The organism is Kribbella sp. NPDC056861 (assembly GCF_040687575.1).
Lineage (GTDB): Bacteria > Actinomycetota > Actinomycetes > Propionibacteriales > Kribbellaceae > Kribbella.
The window spans coordinates 217,098-233,837 of the sequence record NZ_JBFBNQ010000001.1; the positions used below are offsets into that span (position 1 = coordinate 217,098).

The window sequence follows — 16,740 nt, forward strand, 5'->3', positions numbered from 1 at the left end:
AAAGTTGGGCAATCGTGAACACAGGCACCGCGACCACAGGGGCGAAACCGCCGTCCCTGTTCCGGCAGCGCGACTTCTTGTTGCTGTTCACCGGTCAGACGAGTTCGCTGTTCGGCAGCCAGATCACCTACGTGGCGGTGCCGCTGACCGCGGTACTGCTGCTGCAGGCGACGCCGTTCGAGGCGGGCGTGCTCGGCGCACTCGGGATGCTGCCGTTCCTGCTGTTCGGCCTGTTCGTCGGAGTGTGGCTGGACCGCCGCGCGCGTCGGCCGGTGATGATCGTCGCCGATGTCGTGCGGGCCGTGGCGCTGGCCTGGATCCCGATCGCCCACGTGCTCGGCATCCTGAACATCGCCCAGCTGTTCGCGGTCGTCTTCGTGGTCGGCACCATGACGGTGTTCTTCGACATCGCGATCCAGTCGTACGCGCCGGGGCTGATCGGCCGCGACCGGCTGCCGGAGGCGAACGGCAAGCTGCAGATCTCGGACTCCGCGGCCCAGGTCGCCGGGCCGGGCGCGGCCGGCGTACTGATCAGCGCGCTCGGCGCACCGGCGGCGATCGTGGTGGACGTCGCGACCTACGTGCTGTCCTCGATCACGGTGATCGGCCTGCCGGCCGACAAAGCGCCGGAGTCAGAGGCTGCCGCGGAGTCGCGCTCGATCCGGGCCTCGATCCGTGAAGGGTTCGCCGTGATCGGAAAGAACCCGATGCTGCGCTGGACCACCGCGGCAGCGGTGACCATCAACCTGTTCTCCGGCGGCCTGATGGCGGTGTTCTTCCTCTATCTGGTGCACGTCGGCATGGGGGCCGCGCAGGTCGGCCTGATCGTCGCGATCGGCAGCGCCGGCGCGCTGGCCGGTGCGCTGCTGACCGAGCGGCTGACCGGACGGTTCGGCGTCGGCTCGATGCTGATCCTGTCGATGGTGCTGCCGGGCCTGGGTTACCTCGTCCTGGCAGCCGTGAAAGGGAACTCGGCCGCGGCGGTCGCCGCGGTGGCGGCCGGCTCGTTCATCGTGCAGTTCGGCGTCCCGATCTACAACGTGAACGTGATGAGCTTCCGGCAGGTCTACACCCCGGACGGGCTGCTCGGCCGAGTCACCGCCACAGCGCGGACCGGCATCCTGGGCTCGTACGCCGTCGGCTCGCTGCTCGGCGGCGCGCTGGGATCGGCGGCCGGGCTGCGGCCGACCGTGCTGGTGGCCGCTGCCGGGACGTTCGCGGCCGCGCTGATCCTGCTGGTCTCGCCGGTGCGAGCGGTCCGCCGGCTGAACGATCCTTCCCCTGAAGCCGAGCCGGACACCGCAGTTCAGGACCAGACCTCATGACCACGACACTCCGGAGAGAGGGACGATGACGAGCATCGAAGCCTGGCAGGAAGAGGGCTACCAGCTCGCCCCGCAGCAGATCGCCCGGGTGAGTCAGGCGCAGGCCGTGGCGGTACGCACGGTGCTTACTGCCCAGCCGATCGCGGCGGCGGAGCTGGAGTCCCGGATCGCGGCGGCGGTCTCGACGTACGAGATTCTGCGGACGCAGTACACGCGACCCGCCGGGCTGGACACGCTCGTTCAGGTGGTGGCGCCGGTGGGGCCGGTCGAGGTCGACAAGGTGGGGCCGGATCGCACGGTGTTCCGGGCCGGCGAGCTGGTTGTCGAGCACGAGCTCGGTCCGGACGGCACGCGGCTGGTTGTCACGTTGCCCTGGCTGAGCGTCGATGACGCTTCTTGGAGTCGGCTGGTCGGGCTCTTGCTGGAGGACGCGGTCGTTGCGACGGACGGCGACGGTGAGCTGCAGTACGCCGATGCCGCGGCCTGGCTTGCCGAGGTCCTGGAACAGTCGCCGCTGCCTGCGGCTGATCAGCCGCCTTCGGTGTTGCCGTTTCTTCATCCCGTTGCTGTCGGCAACGATGTGACTGCCTCGATCGTGGTTGAGGACGCGGAGCTGAAGCAGCTGGGTGAGCTCGCCGCGCGGCACGAGATGAGTGAATCTGCGGCCCTCCTCGCTCTGTGGCGTGGGCTCTACGGACGCTTCTCGCGCGATGCCGACGACCGGGTGGTGGTGCTGGCCGACGGTCGGTCCACCGAGGGTCTGGAGGGTGTGCTGGGGCTGCTCGAGCGTCCGGTGCCGGCGTCGCTGTCGGTGACCGCCGAGACGTCGGTTGCCGAGGCGATGGCTGCGGCCGAGGCTGCGCTTCGCTCTGTCGCTGCGACCGAGAACCAGGTGGACCCTGCGAAGGCAGGCGGCCAGCTGTCGTACCGGTACCGCGAGGATCGGTGGGCTGACGAGCTGTCTGTCGAGGATCCTGCGGCTGAGCTTCGAGGTGTGTTGCACCTCGACTGCCTGCGTGGGCCGCGGAGTCTCCGCTTGACCTTGGTCGGCGGCGGGCGCGTTGCCCAGGACGACCTCGACGTCGTGGCAGCTGCGTACGAGTGTCAGCTGGCCGACTTGCTGGCCGGGGGAGCGGAGCGTGTTGTCAGCACTCTGCGACTCACTGCGGAGAAAGACTCTGCTGTGGATCTAGGGGTGCAGTACGCCTCTGTGGTTGAGCGGTTCCTCGGACAGGCGGACCGCGTTCCCGGGCAGCCGGCCCTGCGCTGCGGAGAGACCGTCCTGTCCTACCGAGACGTTGCCCTGCGCGCGGACGCAGTAGCTCAACTGCTGCGCGACAACGGAGTACTGACCGGGCAGCGAGTGGTACTGCTCGCGCCGGCCTCCGCCGAGACCGTCGTTTCGATGCTCGGGATCTGGCTGGCCGGCGCGGCCTTCGTCCCCGTGGACCCTGCTTGGCCGCTGCAGCGCATCAAGACAATCCTCGACCAGGCCGACCCGACGCTGATGCTCACGCCAGGCGCGAACACCGACCCGGCTCTACTGCTCAAGCCCGAGGCGCAGGCTGAGCTCGCCACCCTCGTCCGCACGGTCTCGACGGCCGACGTGGTGGTCGACGCGCAGCGTCCGGTGCCGACCGGCGTCGAGGCTGCGGGTGCGGCGTACGTGATCTTCACCTCGGGTACTTCGGGTGTGCCGAAGGGCGTGGTGATCGGGCACGAGCAGGTGGCGCATTACGCCGCAGCCGTTGGCGACTTGCTCGACCTGTCCGAGGGGGCCGAGTTCGCAGCTGTTTCGACCCTTGCGGCGGACCTCGCGTACACCGCGATCTTCCCGAGCCTGGCAGGCGGCGGCTGCGTCCAGCTCGTACCGGCGGAGACCGCCACCAGTCCGGCTGCGTTGACCGAGTGGTTCCGCGCGAACCCTGCCGCGGCGATGAAGCTGGTGCCCTCGCACCTGACCGTGTTGCTGGCCGAGGCCGAGGATCCGCTCGCGCTGCTTCCGCGGGAAGCGCTGGTGCTGGGTGGTGAACTGCTGCCGCGCCCGTTGTACGAGCGGCTGCGGGAGGTCGCGCCGGAGCTGCGAGTGTTCAACCACTACGGACCGACCGAGACGACCGTCGGCGCTTCGTGCTTCGCGCTGGATGCGATCGACGAACGCTGCTCCTCGATCCCGGTGGGCGACGGCTTGGGCGCCAACGCTTTGACTGTGGTCGACGAAGCGGACATCCCGCTGCCGGCTTGGTGTCCCGGCGAGGTAGTGATCAGCGGACCCGGTGTCGGCCTCGGCTATCTCGCGCAGTTGCGTGATGGGCTGCCAGGCTTCGGTGACAGGTACCGCACCGGCGACCTCGGACGGCTCGTACCGGGCGCAGGTATCGAGATCCTCGGTCGCATCGACGACCAGGTGAAGCTGCGGGGACACCGCGTCCAGCTCGGCGAGATCGAGACGCTGCTCACCGGTCAGCCGGGCGTCACCGCCGCGGCGATCGTGGCCCGCTCGGACGACAGCGGGCTGGTCACTCACCTCGACGCCTACCTCGTCGTTGCGGGTGAGTCTGCGCCTTCGGTCGAGGAAGCGCGAGCGGCAGTCGGCGGCTGGCTCCCGCCTGCTCTGGTACCGACCGGGTGGCAGTTGCTGGACCGGCTTCCGTTGACCGGCAACGGCAAACTCGACCGGCAGGCGCTCGCGCCGATCACACCGCCGAAGGCGCGAGCCGGCCGGCCGCGTGACTCGGTGGAGCAGCGGTTGCTGGCGATCTGGTCCTCGATCCTCGAGCAGGACGTCTCGTCCCCGGACGCCGACTTCTTCGAGCTCGGCGGGCAGTCGCTGCGGGCGATCAAGCTGATGGCCCGGATCAACAAGGACTTCGGCTGCCGGTTGCCGATGTCGGCGGTGTTCAGCGCGCCGACGGTCGCCACGATGGCGGTGCTGGTGCGCCAGAGCGACGTACAGGATTCGAACCTGGTCCCGATGCGTGCCGCGCTCGAGCCGGAGGCCGCGGCCCCGATCTACTGCATCCACCCGGGCGGCGGCAACACGCTGAGCTACTGGGAGCTGTCCCGAGTGCTGCCGGCGAACCGACCGGTCTTCGGTGTGGAGGCGTGGGGTTTGCACGGCAAGGAGCCGGAGCAGGACTTCGAGGCGATGGCCGAGGGCTATGCGGCGGCCATCGCTGCTGCTGATGACGCGCCGCCGGTGATCATCGGCTGGTGCTTTGGCGGGATCATGGCCTACGCGACCGCCCAGGCCCTGCGCCGCTCCGGCCGCGAGGTGGCGCAGCTGATCCTGGTCAACGGCGCCGTGCCCGATGACGACGGTGGCCTGGCGCAGCAGCCCGACGATCACCTCGCCCGCCGCTTCGCCTTCCACTACCAGCTGGATCTGCCTGCGGGACAGGTGGGCCATGCGGAGCTGCTGGAAGCCATGCAGAACGTCGGGCGGCTGCCTCCGAACGCTGGCGGGGCGGAGCTGCGGAGTCTGTTGGACGTCTTCACGGCGAACATGACGGCGTTGGACCGCCATTTCGTCCAGCAGCACAAGACCTTCGACCGACCGGACTTCCCCGTCCTGTTGGTGCGTGCGGAGCCGGCGGACGAACCACAGGAGCCGGATCGCACGTGGGGTTGGGCGGAGGTGGTCGGCCCGGAGCTCGGGTTCGCCTCGCTGCCGACCACCCACCACGGCATCATGCGGCAGCCCGAGGTCGCGCGACTCGCCGAGCTGATCGGGCGGGAACTCAATGCCTGAGGCAACGAGCGGACGGCGTACCGGAAACCAGATGAGGACGGACAGATGATGGAAGAGACTTCGGCACTGGCGGCTGGACCGCGTTCGCTGCGCGGCGCGACCCGTCGCTCGGTAGTGGCCCCCGGCGCGACCGCGGTGACCTTCGGTTCGTTGCCGGAGGCACCGGCGATGCCGGCCGTCATCACCCCGGCCGGTCCCGGCGTCGACCTGCCCGGCTGGCTGCGCGCGAACCGCGACGAGGTCGAGACCCGGCTGCTGCGGCACGGCGCCGTCCTGCTCCGCGGCTTCCACGGCGGCTCGGTGGAGAAGTTCGACCAGGCCGCCGCGGCGCTGTGCAGCGACCTCTTCCGCGAGTACGGCGACCTGCCGCGGGAGGGCGAATCGGATCGCGTCTACAAGTCCACGCCGTACCCCGAAGAGCTGACGATCGGCTTCCACAACGAGAGCTCGCACCTGCCGCAGTGGCCGATGCGCCAGTTCTTCTCGTGTGTCATCGCTGCCCAGACCGGCGGCCAGACCCCGATCGTCGACTGCCGGACCGTGCTCGGCCGGTTGCGGCCGGAACTGGCCGAGGAGTTCGCCACCAAGGGCCTGCGCTATGTCCGCAACTTCATCGAAGGCGTGGACGTGAGTTGGGCGCGGTTCTTCGGGACCGAGGACCGGGCCGAGGTCGAGCGCAAGTGCGCCGAGGAGGGGACGACCTTCGAGTGGACGGAGGCAGGCGGCCTGCGGACCGTACGTCAGGCCGACGCGGTCCTGCGCCACCCGAAGACCGGCGAGTCCGTGTTCTTCAACCAGCTGGCGCTGCACCACCCGTCGGCACTGGACCACGAGACCCGGTCCTCGCTGATCGAGCTGTGCGGCGAGGACGAGCTGCCTCGCAACGTCTACTGGGGCGACGGGAGCGTGATCGACGACGCCGTGGTGACCGAGGTCCGGGAGCTGATGGATCGGGAGTCGGTCGCGTTCAGCTGGCAGGAGGGCGACATTCTCGTTATCGACAACATGCTGGTCGCGCACTCGCGCAGCCCGTTCAGTGGGCCGCGCAAGATCGTGGTGGCGCTGGGCGAGATGACCGGTGGCGCAGATGTCCGCTGACGAGGAGGTCCGGGTGAAGTTCCAGCCCGACATCGACAAGATCCTGGCCAAGCACGCGGTCGAGCGGGAGAAGCGCAAGCGGCCGGACGGCGCAGCGCAGTACGTGCTGCTCAGCGAGGAGCACACCGAACTCGCCGAGGATCCGTTCACCGACCGGGTCGAGCGCGAGCCGGTGCGCGACCACGTCACGGTGGCAGTGATCGGCATGGGCTTCGCCGGTCTGATGACGAGCGCGTACCTGAAGGAGGCCGGTGTCACCGACGTCCGGTGCGTCGAGTCCGGCGGGGACGTCGGCGGGACCTGGTACTGGAACCGGTACCCCGGAGTGCGGTGCGACGTCGCGTCGCTGATCTACCTGCCGCTGCTGGAGGAGACCGGCTACCAGCCGACCGAGTGGTACGCGTCCGGCGCGGAGATCTTCGAGCACTGTCAGCGGATCGCGAAGCAGTACGACCTGTACGACAACGGGCTCTTCCACACTCGGGTCACCGACCTGGAGTGGGACGAGGCGGCGAAGCGTTGGACGGTGCGGACCGATCGCGGTGACGAGTTCACCGCGCAGTACGTGAGTTATGGGCTTGGCCATCTGTCGGTGCCGAAGCTGCCGGGAGTGCCTGGCGTCGAGAAGTTCGAGGGGCCGCTGTTCCACACCAGCCGCTGGGACTACTCGTACACCAGCGATGGCGAGGGTGGTCCGCTCGGCAATCTGCGGGATAAGCGGGTCGCGATCGTGGGGACCGGGGCTACCGCAGTACAGGCCGTGCCGGAGTTGGCGACCGCGTGTCAGGAGCTGCTCGTCGTCCAGCGCACGCCGTCGGTGGTCGAGGTCCGCAACAACCGGCCGATCGATCCGGAGTGGTTCGCCGAGATCGCCACACCGGGCTGGCAGCGGCGCTGGCTGGAGAACTACGCGGACACCATGACCGCCGCGGAGCCGCCACCGGAGAACCTGGTCGACGACAGCTGGACCTCGCTGGCGAGGATGAACCGCGACTCAGGAGGCGAGGGGCCGAGCACGGATCCCGACGCGCCTGAGGGCGTCAGCGGCGAGCTGTTCGCCGACCTGCGGAAGATGGACGAGATCCACTCCCGGGTGGACGCGGCGGTGCGGGACCCGCGTACGGCGGAGCTGCTCAAGCCCTGGTACCACATCCCGTGCAAGCGGATCACCTTCCACGACGAGTTCCTGGACGCCTTCAACGAGCCGGCCGTCCGGTTGGTCGACACCGACGGCAAGGGTCCGGAGCGGATCACCGAGAAGGGCATCGTTGTCGCAGGCAACGAGTACGAGGTGGACTGCATCATCTTCGCCTCTGGCTTCGAGGTGAACTCCGCGCCGACCCGGCGGGTCGGCTTCGACGCGGTCGGACGGGACGGGGCGCGGCTGTCGGAGTACTGGGCCGACGGGATGCGGACCATGCACAGCATCCACGTGCACGGCTTCCCGAACGCGTTCCTGGTCCAGCCGGCCACCGGCGCGATGCGGTTCTCCAACGTGATGCACATCCTGATGGAGTCCGCCCGGAACGTCGCGACCGTGATCGCGCACGCGGTCGACGAAGGCGCCGAGGTGGTCGAGGTCACCCAGGCGGCCGAGGACGAGTGGATGACGCACGTGGGAGTCGATCAGGGCTGGGCCGAGTTCCTCGCCTCCGACTGCACGCCCGGCTACGTCAACAACGAGGGCGGGGGACTCGGCAACTTCTCGCTGTACCACGAACACCTGGGGCCGGACGTGATGACGTTCTTCCGGATCCTGCAGGACTGGCGGGACACGAAGGAGTTCGCCGGGCTGGAGTTCCGCTGACCGGTCTCAGTGGCCGAAGTACTCGGTCTCGTGCAGCGGGCCCTCGGTCAGAAACGCTGTGACAGCGCGGTGGTGGTCCTTGGTCCGGGCCACCCCCTCGCTGATTCGTGGCTGTACTGCGTCCGCCGCCGCGACCCCGCCGTCACGGACCGCGGCCAGCACCTTCTTCGTCGCGGCATGCGCCGCGGTGGGACCGAGAGCCAGCCGCATCGCATAAGCGCGCGCCTGGTCGGCGAACCCGGCGCCATCGAACAGCGAGTCGACCACGCCCCACTCGGCCAGCACCCTCGCGCGATAGAACTCACCGGTCATCACCAGCTGCGCGGCGCGATTCCGCCCAGCCCGGGCAGCCAGGCGCTGCACCCCGCCCATGGACGGGATGAACGCGACCCGGCGCTCGACCAGCCCGAACCGGGCGGTTTTCGCGGCGAGGATGAAGTCGCAGGCCAGCGAGATCTCGAAAGCAGCGGTGAGGGTGAGTCCGTGCGCGGCGAAGACCGTCGGGCACGGCAGATCCTCCAGCGCCTTGATCATCGTGAGCTGCTCCGCCCAGAACTTCTCCGCGCCGTACTGCGAGAGCTCGTCGAGAATCGTCACGTCGAGCCCGGTGCTGACCACCCTGCCGATGGCGTTGATCAGCAACGCCCGCGGCGGGTTCTGAGTCAGCCACTCCAGCGCGTGACCCCAGCACTCGAGCATGCTGCGATCGAAGACGTTCTCCGGGGCCCGGTCGATGGTCAGCACCGCCAGCGGGCCGTCGAAGGTCAGCCGCAGCGGGGGAGTGTCGCCGAACGGCGGATCGGTCACGGTCATGGCTGGACGGACCGGAAGATGCTGATCGCGTTGTTGCCGCCGAAACCGAAGGCGTTGTTCTGGACGTGCCTGATGTCGGCCTTGCGCGGCGTACCGGTGACGAGGTCCACGCCGAACTCGACCTGGTCCGCGTCTGTGGCTGTCGGCGGAACCATGCCGTGCCGCAGGGTGAGGCAGGACGCGATCGCTCCGGCCGCGCCGGCTGCGCCCATCAGGTGGCCGACCGTGCCCTTGATCGCGGTGACCGCTGCCTGCGGGTAGCGGGAGGCGAAGAGCTTGCCCTCCACCTCGTCGTTGATGACGCTGCCGGTCCCGTGCGCGAAGATCACATCGATGTCCTCGGCAACTACTCCGGCCTGGGCCAGGGCGGTTTCGTGGCAGGCAGCGACGCCTTCGGGGTTGAGCGCGGTCGGGTGGCTGGCGTCGTTGCCGACGGTCACCGACAGCAGTTCCGCCCACGGAGTCACGCCTTCGCGCAGTGAACGCTCGCTCTGCAGCACCAGGACCCCCGCACCCTCGGACGGGGTGACGAAGCGACGCCCGGCGGCGAACGGGTGGCACGGCTCGGGGCCGATCGCCTGCAGGCTGTTGAACCCGATGATGTTCTTCATCGAGTAGGCGTCGGCGCCGCCCACCACGGCGATGTCGCAGACGCCGGCCCGGATCATGTCGACCCCGCAGGACAACGCGACGTTGGCCGAGGCACAGGTGTTCTGTACGACGAAGGCCGGCCCGGAGGTCCGTACTGCGAGGGCCACCGATTCGGCGACCGAGTAGCTGGAGATCCGGGCGCCTTCCTGGTCCCCTTCCCCGGCGACGGCAGCCTCGAACTGATCGGCCTGACCGTCGCTCGTGCCGATGCACACCATCGCGGTACTCAGCAGCGGGTCGCCCAGTTCGAGGCCCGCGTCGGCGAGCGCGTCCAGCGCGCAGGACACGGCGTACGCCGAGGCTGCGCCGGCGAGGTGTACACCGGCCGCCTGGGTCTTGGTCCGGGCTGTCTCGACTGCCTCGGCCGGGACGCGACCGCCGAGTGCGCCTGGCTTCATCCCGTCGTAGTGCGGGGTGAGCTCGGTGAAGAGCGGGTCGGCAGTGCACAGCGCCTGCCAGAACGCGTCCAGTCCCAGGCCGCTCGGTGCGATCACGCTCATCCCGGTGACGAAGACGCGGGGGGTGGAGGGGCTCACCGTTCACTCCGTTCCGGTTCGGCCACGCGGGTGACTCGCACTGTTGCTCGTTGGGACGGCGACTTGGAGCACTCCAGCACCGCTGAGGCACCGACTGGAAGGTCGATGACTCGCTGCAGGAAACGGCCGAGGGCGAAGGCGCCGTTGCGCTCGGTCGTCTCCGGCTCGTCGGCCTTGCTCGCCTCGCCTGCCTCGTTCGCCTCGTCGAGGATGCGATGACCGGGTGAGGTCTCGGCGGTGGCCGGGGTGAAATCGAAGACGGCCGAGAACTCGTCGCCGCGGGTGAGGACGGCGTGTGCCATCCCGGAGCGGCAGTCCAGCGTCGGCTCGTGGCGCGACGCGTCGGTGCGCGCCTCGTCGGAGTACAGGTCCCCGACCAGCAGTCGGCAGACGGCGGCCGGCGACCGGTCCACGGTCGCGTGGGCCTGCCAGAAGGCGAGCACCGGGGTCAGCAGGTTGGCGCCGAGGGTCATGTTGGCGCCCGTGGCACCGGTTGCCATGGCGACCGATGCCGCTGCGGCGCCGGAGATGGCCTGTGGGAAGGCCTGGGGTGACAGGCGCCGCCCCAGGGCCAGCGCATCACGCTGCAGGCGCGCCAAGGCCTCGGCGTTCCCGTACTCCGTGCCGACGATGACGGTGTCGCACGAACGCTCGGTGTCCGCGTCGGAGCTCCGGGTCGCGTAGAGACACATCCGGGTGAACGCGTCACGGAAGCGGTCGCCCGCGGTGCCGATCAGCTTCACGAGATCGTCGGCCTCCGGCAGCGGCTGCTCGCCGTACCGGGGGTCCGCGGCGTACACCCGCACCTGGTCGATGCCGAACGTCAACGTCACCGGTGTCAGGCCCCGGCCTCGGCCTTCAGGGACTCGACGTGCTTCCACAGGTCACCGACGGTCGCGAACCGGTGGATCATCTCGATCTCGACCTCGAACTCCGCCTCGACGTTGACGATGATGTCGAGCAGCTTGAGCGAGTCGACGTTCAGGTCGGCCTCGAACCGCTGCGTCTCGTCGACGACGACGGACTCCTCGACCTCGCCGATCTCCCTGATGATCTCCTCGAACTTCGCGTTCACGCGATTCCCTTCACAGCACGCCACGACCCGCGATCGGGCCTGATGATGGAAATTTCTCCGGTGGAACCTACTGGCCGGGCAGGGTCAGCAGATTCAGTTGCTTGAGATAGGCCAGGCCCGCCAGCACCTCGTCCGTGGGCAGCCCGAAGTCGATGAGGCAGGCTATCTCGTCCACGCCGAGCTCGGTCAGGCGTCCGACCACCTGTGCCCCCTTGCCGACCGATCCAAGCAGGCCGATGTTGTCGTAGTACTGGTCGAAGGCCCGCTCGACCAGCATCTCGATCTCGTCCGGCTCCAGCGCGTCGGTGCTCAGGTCCGCGCCCAGGATCAGGCCGAGCGAGCTGCGCATGTACTCCGTCAGCGACGGCTTGACCACTTCGCGGACCGCTTCGGTGTCCTCGCCGAGGAATGTGTGCAGCATCACCACGACGTGACCCTGCCAACCAGGCCGTCCGGACTCGGCGGCGGCTTCGCGGTACGCGGCGATCTTGGTGGCCAGCTGCTCGGTGCTCTGCCCCAGCAGGTGGGTCAGTACGCCGGCGCCGATCCGGCCGGCGCTGCGGAAGGTCTCGATGTCCCCGACGCTGCTGATCCAGATCGGGAGCTCGTCCTGCACCGGCGGCGGGTACGACTGGACCTTGGTCGGATTGCCCTTGCCGTCGGCAACCTCGATGGGCTCGCCGCGCCACAGCGTTCGGACCTGCTCGACCCGCTCGAACAGGTCCGTCCGGCGATCCGCGTAGGCGGACGGGTTGAGCGCGAAGTCGGTGGCATGCCAGCCGGAGGCGAACGAGACCCCGACCCGGCCGTTCGAGATGTTGTCCACCACCGACCACTCCTCGGCGATCCGCAGCGGGTGGTGCAGCGGCGCGACCACGCTGCCGGCCCGGATCTGCACCCGCTCGGTGATCGCGGCGATCGCCGCGCTGGTCACCGACGGGTTCGGGTAGGTCCCGCCGAAGGGGTGGAAGTGGCGTTCCGGCGTCCAGACGGCGTGCAGGCCGTTCTCGTCGGCGAACCGGGCGCCCTCGAGCAGCAGCCGGTACCGGTCGTCCTCGGCGATGCCGGAGTCGTTCGCGAAATAGAACAGGCTGAGATCCATCGTGCTTTCTCCCTGGCAGTAGACGGCGCCACGCAAGCGACGATTCGGGTCAGCTCGGAACCCTAACCTCCATCGGGTCAACGGACCTCGGCGCCGGGTAGTGTCGAACCGGCGTCACGCAGCCCGTGTGACATTGACTACTTCCACTGGAGAACCGTGGCTGGACCGTTCGAAGACGAAGAGGGCGGGTACCTGGTGCTCGTCAACGCCGAGAACCAGCATTCGTTGTGGCCTGCGGCTGTCGCGGTGCCGGCCGGCTGGACTGTTGTCCACGGCAAGGAATCGCGGCAGAGCTGTCTGGACTACGTCGCCGCGCACTGGACCGATCTGCGGCCGGCCGGCCTGATCAAGGAGATGGACGCGTGACCGAGTTCCGCAATCCGATGGACGAGCTGGTGGTCGGCAAGGTGCGCGACCTGCTGGGCAACCCGGACATCGCGATCAGCGACGACTTCCTCGCCGTCGGCGGCAACTCCATCGTCGCCGTCCGGCTTGCCCAGGCGCTGCGCGAGGAGCTCGGGGTGGCGCGGATCACCGGTGTGGTGCTGAAGAACCCGGTGCTGAGCGACCTCAGCGACGTACTGAGCACGATGGTCGCCTCGCCGGCCTGATCTTCCGAGCTTGAGGTTTGGTGCCCCCGTTTGGCACCTGGCGGGGGCAGAATGGCGGCATGCAGCTACCCGTGATGCCGCCGGTCCCGCCGATGCTGGCGAAGCCGATCAAGCAGATCCCGGACGGGAACGTCAGCTTCGAGCCGAAGTGGGACGGGTTCCGCTCGATCATCTTTCGCGACGGCGACGAGGTGGAGATCGGTAGCCGCAACGAGAAGCCGATGACGCGGTACTTCCCTGAGCTGGTCGAGGCACTCAAAGCGAACCTGCCGGAACGCTGCGTGATCGACGGCGAGATCGTGGTGGTCGGCGCGTCCGGGGACCGGCTGGACTTCGAAGTACTGCAGCAGCGGATCCATCCGGCTGCTTCGCGGGTCAAGATGCTGTCGGAGACGACACCTGCGCGCTTTGTCGCGTTCGATCTGCTCGCGCTGGGGGACACCGACTACACCGAGCGGCCGTTTGCCGAGCGGCGGGCGGCATTGGAGGAGGCGCTCTCGAAGGCCTCGGCGCCGATCCACCTGACCCGGACGACGACGGACAAGGCGACCGCGACGGAGTGGTTCCACCAGTTCGAAGGCGCCGGGCTGGACGGCGTGATCGCGAAACCGCTCGACGGGCTGTACGAGCCGGACAAGCGGACCATGTTCAAGATCAAGCACGTGCGGACCGCGGACTGCGTCGTCGCGGGGTACCGGGTGCACAAGAGCGGCGAGAACCGGATCGGCTCGCTGCTGCTCGGCCTCTTCAACGCCGAGGGCGTGCTCGCGAGCGTCGGCGTGATCGGCGCGTTCCCGATGGCTCGCCGCGAGGAACTGTTCGTCGAGATGCAGGAGTACGTCACCGACTTCGACAACCACCCGTGGGCGTGGGCGAAGCAGGAAGAGGGCAATCGGACGCCGCGCAACGCCGAGGGCAGCAGGTGGCAGGCCGGCAAGGACCTCAGCTTCGTACCGCTACGCCCGGAGCGGGTGGTGGAGGTCAAGTACGACCACATGGAGGGCGTGCGGTTCCGTCATACGGCACAGTTCGTGCAGTGGCGCGACGACCGGACGCCGGAGTCGTGCACCTACGAGCAGCTCGAAGAGCCGATCAAGTTCGACCTCGCGGATGTCCTGACGGCGCGTCCCGCTGACTGACCGTGCTGGACAGGTGAACCCGGCGGCACGGACAATCCAGTCATGACCGCGGAACGGCTCGAGCTGACGCGTCCCTCGGACGCCGAGCGCGACCGCGCCCTCGCGATCCTCCGCGACGGCGCCGGCACCGGCCGCCTCTCCCACGACACCTTCATCCGCCGGATGAACTTCGTACTCCGCGCCCAGAGCCGCCGCGAACTGGCCAACGCCACCCGCGACCTCCCCGGCAACGAGCCGCGCTATCAGCAACTGCTCAACCGCCTACTGGCCCGAATCCCGCGCCTGACCCTCACGACCCGCCCCGCAGCGCAGTACGTCCGCCCTCAAGGCCTGGCCCTCCCGCCACCCGGCTCCCCAACAGTCCGCGTAGGCCGGGGTCCCGGCGCGACCCTCCGAATGGCCGACCTCTCGGTCTCCCGCTTCCACGCCGAACTCCGCCACGTCGACAACGGCTGGCTACTCCGCGACCTAGGCTCGATGAACGGCACCCACCTCAACGGCCTCCGCATCACCACCCCGGTCAGAGTCCGCCCCGGCGACCACATCCGCTTCGGCGCCGTCACCTACCACCTGACCTGGACCGACCCGACCTAACCGCGGTCTTTGTCAGCAGACCTCTCCGGCCCGCCTGCAGACGCCTTCCGCGCCTCGGGAGTTGTCGCGGGCTTCTCAGCTGCCTTGGTGGGCGAGGCGACGCCGTCGAGCGCAACCTTGGCGGCTTGGGTGGCTTGCAGATTGGGATGGGTACCGCGCTGCTCGGGCGGGACGATGCTGTTGAGCTTGTGCGCGAAGCCTTTGAGGTCCTGCTGGGTCGCCATCTTGTCGATGAGTTCCGGCATCGTCTGCGGCGCCCAGCGATTGCGGTCGACCATCTTCTGAAGGGCTTTGACGACCTTGTCCGGGTTGTCTTCGAGTACCCGCGTCAGGAATTCAGAGGTCCGCTCGACCTTCATTGCGTGGGGGCCGCTGGTCGGCGGGTCGAAGTCCTTGGTGTTCTCGGTGACCAGGACGTCCGCCTTGCTGTGGACGGCAGCGGCCAGGACGTGCTTGTCCTTCTCATCTGCCCGCATCTGCGGCGTCAGTCCCTCGTACCCGGTGGTGTTCGCGGCGGCGAACACCTTGTTCATCTGCGCGAAGCGACCGCTAACCGCCTGCTCGCTGACTCCTGGCGGCTTGTTGCGGACGGCTTCGGCCTGCACTTCCGGCGACCACTTCGGACGGTAAAGGCGCTCGGCGGCCAACGAGAGCATGATGTCGGTCGTGAGTTGCCCACGGACGATGTTCGCGTCGAGGAAGGCGGTGCGGAGAGTAGCCACCGGGTCAGTCAGTCCTCGGCGAGCCGTTGTCGTCCCACGGTTCCTCGTCGGCGAAGGACTGCAGCATCTGTTCCCGCTCGGCATCCAGGCGACTGCTCAGGGCGATCACGTCGGCAAGTCGCACCCAGTCGACGTACTCCGACGAGCGAAAAGGAATGTCGCCGCGACTCACCAGCAGGCGTAGCTCGTCCCGGCCGAGCGACACCGCGTCTGCGGCTTCGTCGATGGGGAGCTCGTGACGGAGGGCGGTGATCTGGACCGCGAAGCCGGACTTCATCGCGGCCTCGACGAACTCCATCGCCTCTGCGACCTTCTCGGGGATGTCTCGCCGAGTGCCGTCGCGCGCGATCAGGGCCGGCCCGGACGGGACGACCCGCCTGTCGTCGTCGGCGAGCAGGAATACCTCGGACTGGCTCGGCAGGATCTCCACCTGTGGATTCTAAGTGGCGAGAAGTCCCAAGACGTCCTCAAATGTCTGTAGATGTCTGGTGACTAGAGCGACCGCACCGCTGGGCGGTCGCTCCCCAGGGGGTCACGGCGTCAGCACCGTCGGGTGGGCGCCCGGGTTGCTAGCCCACCATGGCCGGGCGGCGGCGTGGGTGGCGATGGTTTGGGTGTACACGTCGGTGAAAGCCCGGTGGATGCGGTCGATGTCTTCCTGCGGGGTGCTGTCGGCGCGCCAGCGGAGGGCTCGGCGCCAGAGCAACGGCTGGTCGGTGATCGGCAGGACGATGGTGTCGGGGATCTCGCGGACAGTAGGGGCACAGAGGCTGATGCCCCGGCCGGCGCCTATTAACTGTTCAATCTCGGACGTGTCCAGGTTGGCGTAGCGGAACTCCGGCGTGAAGCCGGCCGACTCGCAGATGCTGCGGAGGTAGGCGAGGTCGCCGTCTTCCTTGCCGGCTGGTGGGCAGATCCAGATCTCGTCGGCCAGGTCTGTCAGTTCGATCCGGTCCTTGCCGGCCAGGCGGTGGTTGGCGGGGAGGGCTACCGAGAAGGGCTCCGGCCAGACCATCGTCTGTTCGCGGATACCGGGCGGGCACGGGGGAGAGTAGGCGTCGTCGCAGCGGCCGAGCATCACCACGTCGACCACGTCGGCGGCCAGCAGATCCGTCAGTACTGCGCACGAAGCGTCCACCTGGGCGGCGATCTGGCGGCCGGGAAGTAACTGTTCAAGGCGGGACAGCCAGGCGCCGAACATCACCGTCCGGACCGCGCCGAGCCGCAATACGGAGGAACCCGACGTATAACGTCGGCTACTGCCGACGAGCTCGTCCATGTCCGCCAGCATGGCCCGCGCGCGGCCCAGAACGTGCTTGCCGAGGGGGGTCGCGACCACGCCGTACGGGCCTCGTTCGAACAGCACGCCGCCGATCGCATCCTCGATTCTGTGCAGCTGGGCGGTCAAAGACGGCTGTGAGACGCCCAGTGCGGCGGCGGCCTTCGAGACGCTTCCGGTGTCGGCCAGGCGGCACACGACCCGCAGATGACGCAGTTCCAGCTCCATAGCGGTGAG

General features: G+C 68.6%; 16 protein-coding genes. 8 read left to right on the plus strand and 8 right to left on the minus strand.

Annotation, left to right across the window (positions count from 1 at the left end; genetic code table 11):
• Window positions 1–14: 14 nt before the first annotated feature.
• Genes AB0P21_RS00910 through AB0P21_RS00925 form a run of 4 tightly spaced genes read left to right on the plus strand, consistent with a single transcriptional unit; the run spans window position 15 to window position 7,981 of the window.
• Window positions 15–1,325: an MFS transporter gene (locus AB0P21_RS00910; RefSeq protein ID WP_363692755.1), complete on the plus strand. Its 1,311-nt coding sequence runs from the start codon at window positions 15–17 to the stop codon at window positions 1,323–1,325.
• A 25-nt stretch (window positions 1,326–1,350) separates the two neighbouring features.
• Window positions 1,351–5,076, plus strand: coding sequence for an AMP-binding protein (locus AB0P21_RS00915; protein ID WP_363692756.1), 3,726 nt, complete (start codon window positions 1,351–1,353; stop codon window positions 5,074–5,076).
• Window positions 5,077–5,121: 45 nt separating this feature from the next.
• On the plus strand, window positions 5,122–6,174 hold the full coding sequence (locus AB0P21_RS00920; RefSeq protein WP_363692757.1) for a TauD/TfdA family dioxygenase: 1,053 nt from the start codon (window positions 5,122–5,124) through the stop codon (window positions 6,172–6,174).
• Complete coding sequence (locus AB0P21_RS00925; protein ID WP_363692758.1) at window positions 6,164–7,981, plus strand: NAD(P)/FAD-dependent oxidoreductase; 1,818 nt, start codon at window positions 6,164–6,166, stop codon at window positions 7,979–7,981. Before AB0P21_RS00920 ends, AB0P21_RS00925 begins: the two co-directional genes overlap by 11 nt.
• Window positions 7,982–7,987: 6 nt before the next feature.
• Here AB0P21_RS00925 and AB0P21_RS00930 read toward each other — a convergent pair whose 3' ends face one another.
• The 5 genes from AB0P21_RS00930 to AB0P21_RS00950 form a co-directional block, all read right to left on the minus strand.
• Window positions 7,988–8,794, minus strand: coding sequence for an enoyl-CoA hydratase/isomerase family protein (locus tag AB0P21_RS00930; RefSeq protein ID WP_363692759.1), 807 nt, complete (start codon window positions 8,792–8,794; stop codon window positions 7,988–7,990).
• Window positions 8,791–9,981, minus strand: a complete 1,191-nt coding sequence (locus AB0P21_RS00935; protein ID WP_363692760.1) for a beta-ketoacyl synthase N-terminal-like domain-containing protein — start codon at window positions 9,979–9,981, stop codon at window positions 8,791–8,793. The genes AB0P21_RS00930 and AB0P21_RS00935 overlap by 4 nt, the downstream gene beginning before the upstream one ends.
• Window positions 9,978–10,814 (minus strand): hypothetical protein, encoded by an 837-nt coding sequence (locus AB0P21_RS00940; protein WP_363692761.1) that lies wholly within the window; start codon window positions 10,812–10,814, stop codon window positions 9,978–9,980. The genes AB0P21_RS00935 and AB0P21_RS00940 overlap by 4 nt, the downstream gene beginning before the upstream one ends.
• A gap of 5 nt (window positions 10,815–10,819) precedes the next feature.
• Entirely contained in the window at window positions 10,820–11,056 is a 237-nt protein-coding gene (locus AB0P21_RS00945) for an acyl carrier protein (RefSeq protein ID WP_363692762.1), read from the minus strand.
• A gap of 67 nt (window positions 11,057–11,123) precedes the next feature.
• Complete coding sequence (locus AB0P21_RS00950) at window positions 11,124–12,158, minus strand: MupA/Atu3671 family FMN-dependent luciferase-like monooxygenase (protein ID WP_363692764.1); 1,035 nt, start codon at window positions 12,156–12,158, stop codon at window positions 11,124–11,126.
• Between the two features lie 156 nt (window positions 12,159–12,314).
• Here AB0P21_RS00950 and AB0P21_RS00955 point away from each other — a divergent pair, with 156 nt between their 5' ends.
• Genes AB0P21_RS00955 through AB0P21_RS00970 form a run of 4 tightly spaced genes read left to right on the plus strand, consistent with a single transcriptional unit; the run spans window position 12,315 to window position 14,502 of the window.
• Entirely contained in the window at window positions 12,315–12,524 is a 210-nt protein-coding gene (locus AB0P21_RS00955; RefSeq protein ID WP_363692766.1) for an MbtH family protein, read from the plus strand.
• Window positions 12,521–12,769: a phosphopantetheine-binding protein gene (locus tag AB0P21_RS00960; protein ID WP_363692768.1), complete on the plus strand. Its 249-nt coding sequence runs from the start codon at window positions 12,521–12,523 to the stop codon at window positions 12,767–12,769. Before AB0P21_RS00955 ends, AB0P21_RS00960 begins: the two co-directional genes overlap by 4 nt.
• 59 nt (window positions 12,770–12,828) lie before the next feature.
• Window positions 12,829–13,908 carry an ATP-dependent DNA ligase gene (locus AB0P21_RS00965; protein ID WP_363692770.1) on the plus strand — a complete coding sequence of 360 codons (1,080 nt, stop codon included), beginning with the start codon at window positions 12,829–12,831 and terminating at the stop codon, window positions 13,906–13,908.
• A gap of 42 nt (window positions 13,909–13,950) precedes the next feature.
• Window positions 13,951–14,502, plus strand: coding sequence for a DUF1707 and FHA domain-containing protein (locus tag AB0P21_RS00970; protein WP_363692771.1), 552 nt, complete (start codon window positions 13,951–13,953; stop codon window positions 14,500–14,502).
• Here AB0P21_RS00970 and AB0P21_RS00975 read toward each other — a convergent pair.
• The 3 genes from AB0P21_RS00975 to AB0P21_RS00985 all read right to left on the minus strand — a co-directional run bounded on the left by AB0P21_RS00975 (window position 14,499) and on the right by AB0P21_RS00985 (window position 16,731).
• A complete protein-coding gene (locus AB0P21_RS00975; protein ID WP_363692772.1) occupies window positions 14,499–15,224 on the minus strand; it encodes a PIN domain-containing protein in 726 nt (241 codons plus the stop codon). The genes AB0P21_RS00970 and AB0P21_RS00975 overlap by 4 nt on opposite strands.
• Window positions 15,225–15,228: 4 nt before the next feature.
• A complete protein-coding gene (locus AB0P21_RS00980; RefSeq protein ID WP_363692773.1) occupies window positions 15,229–15,654 on the minus strand; it encodes a hypothetical protein in 426 nt (141 codons plus the stop codon).
• A 102-nt stretch (window positions 15,655–15,756) separates the two neighbouring features.
• Complete coding sequence (locus AB0P21_RS00985) at window positions 15,757–16,731, minus strand: LysR family transcriptional regulator (RefSeq protein WP_363692774.1); 975 nt, start codon at window positions 16,729–16,731, stop codon at window positions 15,757–15,759.
• Window positions 16,732–16,740 lie beyond the last annotated feature (9 nt).